The sequence below is a fragment of the Cyclobacterium xiamenense genome, from assembly GCF_900109255.1.
Lineage (GTDB): Bacteria > Bacteroidota > Bacteroidia > Cytophagales > Cyclobacteriaceae > Cyclobacterium > Cyclobacterium xiamenense.
In genome coordinates this window covers 961934-974953 of the sequence record NZ_FNZH01000002.1, presented here as the reverse complement: position 1 = coordinate 974953, position 13020 = coordinate 961934, and the positions used below count along the sequence as shown (strand labels likewise).

Annotated in this window: 11 protein-coding genes; 1 reads left to right on the top strand and 10 read right to left on the bottom strand. The window is 49.0% G+C overall.

The genetic code is table 11. The annotated features are described in order from the left end of the window. Positions 1-21: 21 nt before the first annotated feature. Positions 22-735 carry a methyltransferase domain-containing protein gene (locus tag BMW71_RS08860; RefSeq protein WP_092172301.1) on the top strand — a complete coding sequence of 238 codons (714 nt, stop codon included), beginning with the start codon at positions 22-24 and terminating at the stop codon, positions 733-735. Here the strand turns inward: BMW71_RS08860 and BMW71_RS08855 are convergent. Genes BMW71_RS08855 through BMW71_RS08810 form a run of 10 tightly spaced genes read right to left on the bottom strand, consistent with a single transcriptional unit; the run spans position 725 to position 12911 of the window. Then, positions 725-1882: a DUF1972 domain-containing protein gene (locus BMW71_RS08855; RefSeq protein WP_092172298.1), complete on the bottom strand. Its 1158-nt coding sequence runs from the start codon at positions 1880-1882 to the stop codon at positions 725-727. The two genes, BMW71_RS08860 and BMW71_RS08855, sit on opposite strands and share 11 nt — an antisense overlap. A 20-nt stretch (positions 1883-1902) precedes the next feature. Continuing rightward, on the bottom strand, positions 1903-3048 hold the full coding sequence (locus BMW71_RS08850) for a glycosyltransferase family 4 protein (protein WP_092172295.1): 1146 nt from the start codon (positions 3046-3048) through the stop codon (positions 1903-1905). A gap of 10 nt (positions 3049-3058) precedes the next feature. Then, the gene (locus BMW71_RS08845; RefSeq protein ID WP_092172292.1) at positions 3059-3823 is read right to left on the bottom strand and encodes a class I SAM-dependent methyltransferase; all 765 of its coding nucleotides are present in this window, start codon (positions 3821-3823) and stop codon (positions 3059-3061) included. After that, positions 3820-4530, bottom strand: coding sequence for an acyltransferase (locus tag BMW71_RS08840; protein WP_092172289.1), 711 nt, complete (start codon positions 4528-4530; stop codon positions 3820-3822). The genes BMW71_RS08845 and BMW71_RS08840 overlap by 4 nt, the downstream gene beginning before the upstream one ends. Then, a complete protein-coding gene (locus tag BMW71_RS08835; RefSeq protein ID WP_092172286.1) occupies positions 4520-5653 on the bottom strand; it encodes a glycosyltransferase family 4 protein in 1134 nt (377 codons plus the stop codon). Before BMW71_RS08835 ends, BMW71_RS08840 begins: the two co-directional genes overlap by 11 nt. Continuing rightward, positions 5650-7068, bottom strand: coding sequence for a hypothetical protein (locus BMW71_RS08830; protein ID WP_092172282.1), 1419 nt, complete (start codon positions 7066-7068; stop codon positions 5650-5652). Before BMW71_RS08830 ends, BMW71_RS08835 begins: the two co-directional genes overlap by 4 nt. Continuing rightward, complete coding sequence (locus BMW71_RS08825) at positions 7065-7970, bottom strand: glycosyltransferase family 2 protein (protein ID WP_092172279.1); 906 nt, start codon at positions 7968-7970, stop codon at positions 7065-7067. Before BMW71_RS08825 ends, BMW71_RS08830 begins: the two co-directional genes overlap by 4 nt. Next, entirely contained in the window at positions 7939-9255 is a 1317-nt protein-coding gene (locus tag BMW71_RS08820; protein ID WP_092172276.1) for an oligosaccharide flippase family protein, read from the bottom strand. Before BMW71_RS08820 ends, BMW71_RS08825 begins: the two co-directional genes overlap by 32 nt. A gap of 15 nt (positions 9256-9270) precedes the next feature. Continuing rightward, a complete protein-coding gene (locus tag BMW71_RS08815) occupies positions 9271-10347 on the bottom strand; it encodes a GumC domain-containing protein (protein ID WP_092172273.1) in 1077 nt (358 codons plus the stop codon). Beyond that, positions 10347-12911: an SLBB domain-containing protein gene (locus BMW71_RS08810; protein WP_244891122.1), complete on the bottom strand. Its 2565-nt coding sequence runs from the start codon at positions 12909-12911 to the stop codon at positions 10347-10349. The genes BMW71_RS08815 and BMW71_RS08810 overlap by 1 nt, the downstream gene beginning before the upstream one ends. Positions 12912-13020 lie beyond the last annotated feature (109 nt).

Below are 13020 nucleotides of genomic sequence, written 5' to 3'. Positions count from 1 at the left end.
CACTGGTTGGAAATTTAATCAATGAAACAACAAATAAAACGACTTTTTGCTCCCTCAGACGAGCCAAAATCAATCGGTGGAAGATTCAGGCAGCGCAGATTTCGCTTTTTTGAAACCTGCTTTCGGGAAACGTTCGGGAATCAGGAAAAAATCAAAATTCTGGATGTCGGAGGAACGGAGAGCTTTTGGGCAAACCATACGTTTATTCAACCCGAGCGGATCAGCATCACATTACTGAATCTGGAAAAAGAAACTACCCGACTTCCTCATGTACAAAGTTTGGCAGGAAATGCTACGGATCTCTCGCAGTTCGGGGACCAATCGTTTGACCTGGTCTTTTCAAACTCGGTCATTGAGCACCTGTATACCTTCACCAATCAGAAAAAAATGGCCCGGGAAATTCGTCGGGTAGGTAAAAATTACTTTGTACAAACCCCGAACAAATATTTTTTCCTGGAACCGCACTACGCGCTTCCCTTTTTTCAATTTTTCCCGAACTCCCTTGCCTTTTTTATTTTAACACGTACCAAATTCAGCCGCATGCAGAAATGGGACCCTGCATTTGCCAAGGGCTACCTGGAGGAAATCCGCCTACTGTCCCTGGAAGAAATGAAGAAGCTTTTCCCGGAATCCAGCATCTATTTTGAAAAGGTACTGGGACTAAATAAGTCCTTCGTCTTCCACACATTGGGCAAAAAAAAGCCCGGCATAGCCAGGCGTTTTATCAGTAGTTAATTTCTACCAGATTTTCTTTAAGCTTTCGTTTACATAGCACCTTAAATAAGGTTTCGTATTCATCGGTGACCGCATCCCAATTGTATTTCTGCGTCAGCCCTTCCCGGGAGTGGTTGCGCAAAGACTCCATTTTTTCCGGAGAAGCCTCGGCCCTATCAATAATCTGAACCACCGATTGGGTATTTTTGTCAAAATACCATCCGTATTTTCCTTTTTGCAGCATCTCCTGGTTAAACCGGGTGTCCATCGCCAGGATTGCGCAGCCGTATCCCAGCGCTTTAAGCATGGCCGGGTTGGTGCCCCCATACTCGTGCCCGTGGAAATAAGCGTAGCAGTTGTGGTACAAGGCAGCCAGTTGTTCCTGATCCCGTACGTAACCGGTAAATACCAGCCGCTTGTCCGGAATGCTTTTCATTTTCTGCGCAAATCGGTCGTGGTACGGCACATCGCCGACGATGACCAGCTTGCGCTTGGAGTTGGACCGCACAAAACCGTCCACGATCAGGTCCGCATTGTTGTCGGGTATCAGCCGGCCCACAATCAAATAATAGGACTCCTTCTGCAGACCCCAGGTCTCGATTGTCGTGCTATCGGAAGATGCCCGGGGATTGGCGCCGTAAGCAATCATTTTGGAGGGTGCGTTGAATTTTTCCAGGTAGATTTTCTCCATCTCGTCGGAGTCGGTAATCAGCTGATCGTAGAGTTTAGTGGCGAGACGGGAAGCAAACAGGTAGTACCGGGCGCCGAGACCTTTCCACTTCGGGCGGAGCCATTCCAGCCCATCCACGTTGATGGCCGAGGGTTTCCCGAAAATCTTCGTAAGAATACCGAATGGGCCATTGGCACTATTGACAACAAAGACCACGTCTACCTTCGAAAAGCAGACGTGAATCATGGACAACAGGGAATTGGTAAGCTGACTCAGGGATTTGGTTTCCACACAGGGCATGTAAACCAAATTAATTCCATTGACTTTTTTGGGCTTTTCTTCAAACAACGGGGCATGGCAATAGACCGTCACCGCAATCCCTCGTTGGACCAGTCGTTCTCCCATTTCTTTTACAAACGTCTCGTATCCTCCGTATACGTACGGATATCCCCTTGTTCCTACAATCGCCACATGCAACGGCTTGCTGTTTTTTGACATACTGCTTTTATTTACTAAAATCAAGAAAAAATTTCCACTATCTTCTTGCTATAAGCTGGCAATGAAAAATTTTCCAAAACACACTTCCTCGCATTTAAACCTATTTTTTCAATTAGGTTTTTGTTTTCTATAAGCTTTTCGATGGTATCCGCAGCCCGTACAGGATCGTCCCAGGGAATATGAAAGCCGGTTTTCCCATTAGCAATCATCTCCAACGCACCCCCATGCCCCGTCGCCACTACCGGCTTTGCAGCCGCCATCGCCTCTAAAATCACGGTAGGAAAGGGATCCGGCAAAATGGAGGGAAGAATAAAAATATCCATGGTAGCCAGGGCCTGCGAAATATCCCTTCTAAACCCTAGATTGTGTATTCTATGTCTGTACTCCTTTTCCAATATTTTTCGCTCTAACCCTTCGAACAGGTATTCTTCACCTGGAAACGCATCTCCCACCAAAACAAAATGTAAATTTAAAAACTTTTTAGCTAATTCTTCCGAAATAGCCAAAAAGTATGATTGTCCTTTCCAGCTGTTGACCCTTCCCACCATGCCAATCACGTAAGCCTCCTCCGGAATAGCCAACTGTTCCCTCAAATCAGTCGTGGGGTAAAGATACGGATTATAATCTATCCCATTATACACCAAATGGAGTTTATTCGTCGCTATGTACTTTTCCCAATGCGCTTTTACTGCTCCGGAGACCACGATCACTTTATCCGCGGCCCGTTGTACCAGTATCCCCATCAGCCTGGCAAACCATCCAGGTCTGCCAATGATCTCGTGCAGGTGCCAAATGTGGCAATACCCCTTTTGCCTCGCCAGGATCGCCCCCACCCATACGGCCGCCGTATTGGAATAAATGTGGGTAACACCCATTTCTTCTGCCATGGCAGCAAGTCGGTGATAGGCTGCGAATAAAACCTTCACCCGATTTATCAGGCCCCTTGCATTGAAATATTTCCTCCGGATAATGCCCAGCTTAACGAACACAACCCGGACCCCCTCCCGCCTGAGTTCGCTGGCCAGGGGACCGTCTTCGGACAATACCACCACTACCGCGGCTCCGTTTTTCTTCAACAAGCTTGCTGTCAGTAAAAATATCTTACTGGCACCGTACAAATCCGAAGATCCATGAAGCATCAATACCTTCGTGTTTTCTAATGACATGGACAGGGCATTACGGAGATTGTTTTTTTTTGAGTGTATAAAAGGCCCCAAGGTGGCCGCCATGGTTGGTAAACTCCACGTGCACCTCGTCCGAATACGCGGCAAACAAGGCAAACAATTTCTCGGGTGAATAGTGGTTCATTTGCATGACTGGCTCCCGACAAAACCTGCGGTGCTTTAGGGAAGAATACAAATAATTATACAGGGGAAATCGGGTTCTGAGATAAAAATGAGCATATACCCGTCGAGGCAAACAATGCCCATAGGTTACCTGCACCTGAAAAACCCCTCCATGCCGGGTGTGCTCCAGCAAATCCCGCATCAACTTCATGCCTTGCTTCGGTTCAATGTGTTGGAAGACGATGTAGGCGTTCACAAAATCAACTACCGGAATGTTGGCGATACGCGCACCATCGTAGGCGGAAAAGTGAAGATGCTCCAGACCCTGGGCCGCTGCGTGCGCCTTTGCCCTGACAATGATGTCCTCCGAAATATCCAAGCCCCACACCTCCTTTTGCGTGATGCGGGCAAAGGGAATGGCCAGCCTTCCCACACCGCATCCAAAGTCCAGAATGCTTCCCTTCGCAATATCCAGCCCAAATCGGTCCTGAATTCTTTTTCTGCTTTGTGCGACAAACGCTTCTCCCGTTTCAAAAAACTCCGTTAATGCCTGTTCGGAAAGGTGCTGCATGCGAAATTTTTCCTCCGATAATACACCGTAGTAGGGGTCTTTTTTTCCCCACTCCTTCCAATTTTTGAGCGATGCGGATTTCATTCCTCTTTCCTGCTTTTAAGAATCCTTGCCGGATTTCCCCCAACTACACTGTATGGGGGAACATCCTTGGTGACGATGCTGCCTGCAGCTACTACGGACCCCTTTCCTACCGTCACTCCCGCCAATATCACCGCATGCGAGGCGATCCAACAATCGTCCTCAATCGTGACAAACGAACGCCGCACCCCCTGATCGATCATGGGTAGGCTCGTGGATTCGAAGACATGGTTTTCGGAATAGATACTAACCCGTGGGGATATCATGACGTTGGCGCCGATTTCGATGTACCCGGAACAACCAATGTAGGCATAGGGACCAATGCTGGAATTGTCCCCCACACGCAGCCCCTCGCCCGGCTCGCCCCCGTACAAATTGGTCGGCCGGATGAGGGCAAAACTACCCACGGTCACCTTATCACCAAAGACGATGCCCCTACGCGAAAGACAATTGATCTCGCATTGATCCTGTGCCACAAAATTCTTCCCTACACGAAAATAACTCGCCTGCCGGATGGTAACACCTTTGCCGATGAGTAACATTCCCTGAGCCGATTTCATCCGCCATCGGAGCCCCAAACCGCGGAGCCACCAAATACCCATTCTGGCCAAAACCGAAAAAGCAGACAAGTGGTCCCACCCGGGCCCAAACCGGTCCGAAAAATCCATTCCGGAAATGGTCGAAATCAACTTTCCTAACCTAGTCGCCATGCAAGAGTTTAGTAAAATACGCCTGTAAAGATAGAAAAAACTTTTCCCCGGTAAACGCCTGAAGTCGTTCTCTCCCAATCGAGGCCAGCTTCGACCTCATTGCCGGGTCGTTTGCCAACCGTCCCATGGCCGCTGCGAAGTCCTCCGGGGCATAGCTGTCACTGACCAGGACTCCGGAGCCACCCACTTCCTTAAGCGCTCCCTGAGGACCGATGATTACGGGCAAGTCAACGGAAAATGCCTCCAATACAGGTAACCCAAATCCTTCATTTTTTGATGGAAATACGTAGGCCAATGCAAACCGAAAATACCTGTTCAGATCGCTTTTACTCAGGTAGCCCGGTAACAGCACCTTCCCCGCCAGGTCCAGGCGGTCGATTTCCTGAAGTACCCCGTCGTAGGCATCCAACGTAGGCCTTGGCCCGCGTGCTCCCACCAGCACCAATCTAAAATGTTGCCCGTAATCCCGGACGAAAACCGCAAACGCCTGTACCAGTGTCACGAGGTTTTTTCGGTGCTCCATCACACCTACATGTAAAAAATACGGGGAATCAACCGGAGAAATCTCAGTTCCGGACTCCTGCCGGGGACCGGCATCCAGACCGGTGGGGATGGCCGTTATGGGTTCGGGTGTTTTTAGAAAGAATTCAATGCGGTTTCTTGCATATTCACTGACAGTAAGTACCCGAGCTCCACGCTGAATTCCCGCTTCTAAAAAACAAAGGTAAATTTTCCGCCATAGGGGATGATAGTGCTCCGGGCTTTCCCAGAAAAATGCATCGTGTATCACCACCACGCGCCGCCCCTTCGACCAAAGCGGAGGAAGTATATCGGGACAAAAAACCAGATCGGCGCGAAAGCGAATGCTTTGCCAGGGCAGTATTACCAGTTTGTGAAGGAAATACCTTCCTTGAAACAACCAATTTTTCCAACGAGGCGTCTTACCTTTAAAAAAAGTGCCCTTTCTGATTTTCTCCGGAGAGGGGTACACGACAAAGTGAAAATCGGATCCCAGATACGAAGCAATCTGCCCAAGAAGGCTATCGGTATAGGTCTTTATTCCGGTCTGTGCCAGGTGAAGGTAAAACACATCCACGAGAACTATTTTTGGCCTGCTTTTCATGAAGGAGCAGAAAGGTAGGAGGAACGTTTAACGGAGGGCAAGAGCCTGTTGTATACCGAGAGACTGTACCCAATCGCCCACCAGGAAACAAGAGAAACGTAGGCATACAGTTCTGCATTCGCCGTAAACAAGGGGAGCAACAATCCGAATTTGGTACTGGCCGCCACAAATGCCACCCGCGCATCGGAGACATTTTCGGTGTGCCTAAACACCTGTAGGGATTTTACGATCCCCAGGGCCAATGCCCCGATGTACAGGAGCATTCCGAGAACACCCAATTGTACCCCGTAAATCAGAAACTGGTTTTCGCCACCCACCCGGACATCGTCCTCCACACTTCCGGTGTTGCCACTCATGGCAAGACCGATTCCCTCCGGATTTGCCACCATGGCATCCAATGCCAAAAACCACTCTACCGCGTGTCCAAGACTCGAGGCGTTCTGAAACGTCAGCGTATCGTACACAAAATAATAAAAATCCTCGGAGGCAAAATACACTACGTACACAACAAAGCCAAACAGCAGAAACACCCCCATAAGCAACAGGCGGTATAGTCTGAAAACCAGCGCAATAAAAAACAGCATGGCAAAAAAGGCCCCAAAAGCAGCGCGGGAGGCAGAAAAAAACAAACTCCCTACCGCAGCAAGCATTACAAACAGGTAAAAGCCACTTTCTTCTCGTTTTTTAGTGAGGAACCAAATCAAGCCCGTTGCAAAGGCCAGCAAGCTCGAACTGGCCATTTCCAGCGGATCGGAAAAAAACGAGGCCAGGCGCATTCCGGTGGTTTGGGTTTCAAAGGTCCAGGAAAGCCCATAATTTCCGGAAGGTTCGATGCCGTTTACCGCAAAATTAAACAGCGCATAGCCTGTCCATTGTTGAAAATGGACCCCCATTACTTTTTCCAGACAATTCAAAGCAAAGGCGCCGACGGCAATGAGCATTACCCATCCAAAAACCCGGTCCAGTTGTTCTCCCGCCAACCGGGTATTTCGGCCAAGAAAATAGAATGCACCGATCAGTAAGGTGTTTTTTAAGTAAAGCAACTTATTTAGAAACAAGGCCTCCCCCAGGGGCAAAAACAAATACAAAGTAGCCAATCCAAAAAAAGCCAGAAGCACCACATCCACGGTATTCAAGCGAAAAGGATAGTGCCAAAAATCTCTTTGGTAGAGGAAAAAACCAAGAAACGCCAGCAGCAAAAGCAGCTCTTTCAGGTATTGAAAAAGCCCCACAACGATCTCCGATCCAGTCGCCTGGTAGACAATGCTCAGGATCGAGATGTAAAACGGCAAATAAAGGATCATGAAAACGATGATAAATTCCCATTTTCCCTGAAACACGATCTTTCTGACGGTGATTACGACCAGCAGCAGCACGTAGAGGAGTACCAGAAGAAATAATATCGTACCGATCATTTCGCTTCGTTTACTGAAAATTTCAATCCATCGATTATGCCGGAAAGTACCGCCTTCCGCTTGGCTGTTCTGCCTCTCAAGGTGAAATACCCCATGAACAGGCCAAATTTAATCAGATGGAACGGCCAGGACAACCAGTTAACCGGATGCCTCCCATATTTTCTTAGGTGAAAGAGCTGGTTGCGTACATTCAAGTAATGAATCGTTGGATTCAAAAAGCCCTCCTTTCCCGGTTGTTTGGTTTTGGAGGCGGCACCAGCCTCGTGAAATATAACCGATTCCGGAACCACCTTCAATCTGTACCCCCGCTTTCTAATCCGAAGCGACCAATCTACGTCCTCAAAATACGCAAAATACCGCTCGTCCAATAGCCCAACTTCTTCCAATACCGCGGACCGGACCAGGAAGGCGCAGCCGGTAATCCAGTCGGTAGAATAGGGGGCCTTACCCGGCAGACTATAGCTGGTTTGGGAAATTCCCAGCCAGGATAGGTACCTACCGCCTGCATTCCAGATTTTGGTTTTGTCGTGAAGAAAATAGATCAGGGGCTGCACTGCTCCGGTATCCGGATACCTGTCCATTTCCTCGAGCAGTGGTTTCCAAAAACCCGCGCTGACTTCCGTGTCGTTGTTGAGTAGCAGCACAAACGCATAGCCTTGCGCAGAAGCGGCCTGTATGCCTGCATTATTGCCTCCGGTAAATCCCGTATTTATTGGATTCCGAATTAGCTGAACGGTTGGAAAGCTACGTTGAATCTCGTCCGCTGATCCGTCTTCTGAGCCATTATCGACCACAATAATATGCTCCATTGCAAATCCGGAAAGACGTAACGATTCCAGGCAAGGACGGGTAAATGCCCAACCATTCCAATTAAGAAGAACGATGGCGATTGAAGAATGCACGGTAATGATTGGTTAAAATCTGCGGCTGGTTTTTCCACAACAAAAACGTGGTCAGCAGGTACACCACCAGTTCGGTAGACAGCAAGGCTACGGCCAAGCCCGGGCTGCCAAAAAAGGTCGTCAGCAAAACCGAAGCACCCAGCATGTACAGCCCGAATCCCCAGGTTGCGTGGAAGAGTATTTTCTTTTGGTCGGTCACCAGTATGATCAGCATATTGCCAATATTAAGCCCCGCAAAAAAAGGCAAAAAAGCGAGTATTTTTAAAATGGCAACGGCTTCGCTGTGGCTTCTCCCTGCGACCAACTGAATAATCATCGGGGCGAAAACATGGACCAATACGCTTATTCCCCCGCCCAAAAGCAAGGAGGCCCACTGGACCTTCCGTATAAACGCATAAAAACCAGCTGCATCGGAATAGAAAAGAACACTTGCTCTCGGATAGGCTGCCTGGGTAATCAAGGTGGGCGCTATTCGCAGAACCATTGCCACCCGTTCTGCCATTCCGTACAGGCCCAATACCTGTGCAGTAGCGAAAAAACTCAGTACGATCACCCCTCCGTTAACGGCAAGATGGGCAGTCATCCCTGAGAAAAAAAGCAGCAGGTTATCTCTCCAGGATTGCCATATAACACCCACTCTAGGCCAGCGAAAGCGAATTTTCAATCCAAAATGGATGTAGAGCAGTAAGCCAATGTTTGTTAAAAAGGCCGTTCCACCCAGAAAAAAATTGGCCAGGTAACTTTGCGAGGGATCCTCTACCAGGCGAAGAATCAGACCAAGGTACATCAACTTTGCAAAAACATTTGCCAGGGAAGCCCAGTGGAGGCTCTCCTTTCCCTGAAAAAACCAAACCGTCGTGGTAGCCTCACTCAGCAACAATAGCGTAGACCAGGCCAAAATAACCCAGTAGTCGCTAAAAAAACCGAACCCCAGCCCCAAAACAAAAATACCTGCAAGCGCAATCAGTGCCAGCAGGCATTTACTTCCAATTACTTCGGAAAAAGCTTTGCTTACTTGCTCCGGATCTGCCTCGCCCAGGGCTATATTTCGTGGACCGCTCAAGTTGTACCCATAACTTACCAGCACATTAAAAGCCAGAATTACGGAAAAGGAAAGGTTTACCAGACCAAACTCTGCCACACCGATGGCCCGGATAAGAACGGGCATGGCCAGGAGGGAAACAAGGATGTTGGAGGATTGGATCAGGAAGAGAAAGCCAAAATTCCTGATGGACTTGTGTCGTAAAAGATTGAAAAATGGCAGCCGATGAATGATTTCGCGCATAAAAGACCGGGCAGGCTACTGCTTGAAATGCCGGTAAAACAAAGTCTGAAGGTATACGAATGCCAGTCCCAGGAGAAAGAAAATAATTGCCCCGAGCAGTATACCGGTTATCAATTTTATCTCAGAACGCTCGAGAGGGTATCGCGGCTGATCAATGATCTGGATTAGCGGTGTATTGTTCCGATGGTTGATTTTGGCAATTTCCAGATTGGTGACAATTTCCTGGTACACGGCGGCTGACGCCTGTATATCTATTTGCAGGCTTCTGGATGCCACCATGCCTTCCTGCAGCAGCGGGTTGGGATTTGGGTTCTTGTCCTGAAAACGCGCCAGTTGCTGGATCTTTTCATCCAGAACGGTACGCACACTATCTGCCTGCTGCTGCAATACGGAAAGATTTTCAGCCGTTTTTTTGGTTTTGGTTTTGAGGTAAAAGTCATTTACCGTCTCGACGAGCGTCTCATTGAAACGTTTCGCAAAGTCTTCGTCTTTTGACGCGACGGTGACCTTGATAATGTTAAGCTTTCGATCGGGCTTATCCACCAACAGGCTCACTTTTCGAATCTCCTTTACCACTTCCCGAAGCACACTGTCCTGTTGTACCGAAAAACGCTGCCTCGGAAGGCTAAAATTGAGGGATTCGAAATCGACCTTTCGTTTCCATTTTTCATCCAGTTCATGAAAACGGATGTACCGTTCCACCAAAAGCTGGCTTTCGCCTGCAGTGTCAAATGGAGCCAGTAGCGCCAGGGAGAGCATGGCATCCGATCGGTACAATTCCAAAATATTGTCTCCCTTAAACAAGCCGCTTTCGGAACCGACGGATCCCAGGTTTAGTCCCAACATGGAGGCAATCCCGGAGATGTTCCCCAAACCTCCCATCTCGGACTGTTCCAGCACAAAAGTAGTATCCGCATAGTAAACCGGCTTTTTTAGCAGCGCTACGGCTACTCCCAACAGCGCGCCTAGTAGCACCATTGCTGCCAGAAATCTCCATTTTCGAAGAAACACAAAAAGCCATTGATACAACCTTTCCACGAGTTCTCCGAAGGTTAGTTTGTCATCGAGAATATGTTGGTTTTGCTGTTGCATCAATTGAGTAGTTGGGTGATTACCAGGGCAAGGGTAGCCAGCCCAGTGGTGATACCGACCAAATCTCCGGGCCGAACGGGGAGTCTGGGACCCTTGGTAGGTACAATGATCTCCGATCCCGGTTCCACCTTGGGATACACATTAAATAAGACGAAATTTCTCGTGCGCGCTACCTGCCCATTCGCATAAACCACGTAGGTGCGCCCCTTTTTTGCACGCGTCGCAAAGCCTCCAGCGCGGTTGATGTAATAGGACATGGATCGGAAATCTTCGTGCCGGACAGTGGTGGGATAGATCACGTCGCCCCGCAACCGTACCGTTTGCAATTGACGCGGGACGCTTAAAATATCACCTTCCTCCACAATCAAATCGTACTTGGAACCTGGATTGGCCAGGATCGCTTCCAGGTCAATCGCAATCGCTTCCGTTTCCCTGATTTTAATCGGCGCCACGTTTTCGCGGGATTCTGAGATTTCATTCAGCAGGTTTTCCCTGGCCTGAATTACCCGCTCCTCCAAGTCGGTACGCGCAGAATCGGGGTTTTCAAACAGATAGTTGCTTATCCGCTCAATCAATTCCTGCTGCGATTCCGTCGGGTCCAGTTCCTCCCGATTGATCCGTTCCAAAAGGTTGAGGAGGCTTCGCTCGTTGCGCATGCCCTCTGATTCGGTTTTGTAGAATTCGGTACGCCGAATCAATCGGGCCCCTTTGGCATAGGCAAAGGCCGTCAGTCCGCCGGCGCGATTAATCAAGTCGGATATTCTTTCCTCGGCATGCTGAATGGCAAAGGTTCCCGGTGAATTCACCTGTCCTTCGATACTGGCCATTCGCTCCAGGCCAAAATTGGTTTTTCTTCGGACAGTCAGCTGATCAAAGGGACGCAGTTCAATGGGCTTTTCGGGCAAACTCAGGTCCCGGCTGATGGGGATTGGGATGATTTGTGAAAACTCCCTCCCTTCAACATCCGAGGCCCGTCTGGCGAGTTCCACACTGGCTTCGGACGCCGCTTCTTTCAACCCGCCTGCCATCAATATCAGGTCCTCCGGAGTCATCTCCTCGGAATAAGGATAGGTGCCCGGGTGAACTACTTCTCCGGCTATTTTTACATATTGTTCTTCCCGTAGCTCATAAATGGACGGTATCCGGATCAGGTCTTCCCGCTTTAGGAGAATATCCGGTTCGTTGCCATTCCGGATTTCTTCGAGGTTTACCTGCAACATGCGGGTACTTAGGTCTTCGTTGGTTCGCAAAATTTGTATGCGCTTGCTGTACGCTTCTCCCCGAAGGCCCTCTGCCTTTTCCAAGAGTTGGGTCAGGGTCAACCCCTCCTGATAGGCGTAATTTCCCGGCCTGAAAACAGCTCCTTTTATTTGAATACGGTTGGTGTACCGGTCCAGCACTTCCCCCACCTCGAAGCGGTCACCCCCCTTTACCAAAAACATGTGAAACTGGTCGTTGTAAATATCCGATACCGATCGCTGTTTATCGGTAATCCGCTCGACGTTTACCTTATCCCTGAATGCCTGATCGGTAAAGCCTCCGGCAAAGGACAACACATCGGCGAAAGTCTCGTCTTCTTTCACTTCAAATATTTTGGGCCGCTTGACGGCCCCTTCTACGGTAACCCTACCTAAATAGGGAGGAACCAAAATGATGTCCTGATCCTGCAGCATGTCGTTCATGCTGGGATCTCCATTTGTTAGGAAATCATAAATATCAATTTCCGCAATTTCTTTACCACTCCTTATCAACCGAACACGCCTCATACTCCCGTTTTGATTGGGACCCCCGGCCGCATACAGGGCATTAAAGACCGTGCTAAACGCACTGAGAGTAAACGTGCCGGGCAGCCGGACTTCACCGACCAAATTTACTTTAATGGTGCGTACATTGCCCAAGTTCAGTTGCAAGAAGGAGGTCGGCCTGCTTCCGCCAAGACCTGTGTAAAAGGCAGAAAGGCGGTTCTGCACAACCTGCGTGGCTTCTTCCAGGGTAAGTCCAGAGACAGAAATGGGTCCAATGTTTTCCAGAATTAGTTGGCCCTCTGGTGTGACCGATGCTTCGTAATACCGCTCCGATTGCCCGTAAATATCGATGTATACCTCATCCCCTGGACCCAAAATGTACGTTCTCGGTGTTGCCATATTGACGCTCGGTTCAAAAGTCAATCGCCGGTTTTTACTGTAAAAAAGATCCATCCCAAAAATCGGATGCTCTTCTGCCAGGTCTGTCCCGACATCTTCCGGAGAGGGAATAATTCCCCGGGTTATTTCATTGAAGTCCAGTTGCCTCCGGGGTTCCCGTTTTCCCTGACGTGCTCCGGAACTTTTCCCATCCGTAAGGCCAAAAACCATCCCCTCCAACCGTTCTTTCAGTTTCTCTATCTCAGCTGCCGGTACTCCCCTTACCTGAGCCATTTGTAACAACTCGGCCTCCGAAAGCCCCGCTTCCATGGCCCTGTTCATTAGTACCTGCAATTGTTGATCCGATAACTCATCAACGTCGAGGGACGAGATATCCTGAAGCGATTGTGCCTGCAGCAGGAAAGGCAGCAGAAGCATCATTCCAATAAAAAATAATCGGTACGGGTTTACATGCCTAAAACAAATCATGCGGCTGATTTTAACGTTGATACACAGCTTCGCCAGGTTACCCACAGGCAGTATTCCACGG

What these genes read in the sequence shown, in the direction of transcription:
- BMW71_RS08860 (WP_092172301.1), top strand. Translation starts at nt 22, where the DNA reads ATGAAACAACAAATAAAACGACTTTTTGCTCCCTCAGACGAGCCAAAA.
- BMW71_RS08855 (WP_092172298.1), bottom strand. Translation starts at nt 1,882, where the DNA reads ATGTCAAAAAACAGCAAGCCGTTGCATGTGGCGATTGTAGGAACAAGG.
- BMW71_RS08850 (WP_092172295.1), bottom strand. Translation starts at nt 3,048, where the DNA reads ATGTCATTAGAAAACACGAAGGTATTGATGCTTCATGGATCTTCGGAT.
- BMW71_RS08845 (WP_092172292.1), bottom strand. Translation starts at nt 3,823, where the DNA reads ATGAAATCCGCATCGCTCAAAAATTGGAAGGAGTGGGGAAAAAAAGAC.
- BMW71_RS08840 (WP_092172289.1), bottom strand. Translation starts at nt 4,530, where the DNA reads ATGGCGACTAGGTTAGGAAAGTTGATTTCGACCATTTCCGGAATGGAT.
- BMW71_RS08835 (WP_092172286.1), bottom strand. Translation starts at nt 5,653, where the DNA reads ATGAAAAGCAGGCCAAAAATAGTTCTCGTGGATGTGTTTTACCTTCAC.
- BMW71_RS08830 (WP_092172282.1), bottom strand. Translation starts at nt 7,068, where the DNA reads ATGATCGGTACGATATTATTTCTTCTGGTACTCCTCTACGTGCTGCTG.
- BMW71_RS08820 (WP_092172276.1), bottom strand. Translation starts at nt 9,255, where the DNA reads ATGCGCGAAATCATTCATCGGCTGCCATTTTTCAATCTTTTACGACAC.
- BMW71_RS08815 (WP_092172273.1), bottom strand. Translation starts at nt 10,347, where the DNA reads ATGCAACAGCAAAACCAACATATTCTCGATGACAAACTAACCTTCGGA.
- BMW71_RS08810 (WP_244891122.1), bottom strand. Translation starts at nt 12,911, where the DNA reads ATGATGCTTCTGCTGCCTTTCCTGCTGCAGGCACAATCGCTTCAGGAT.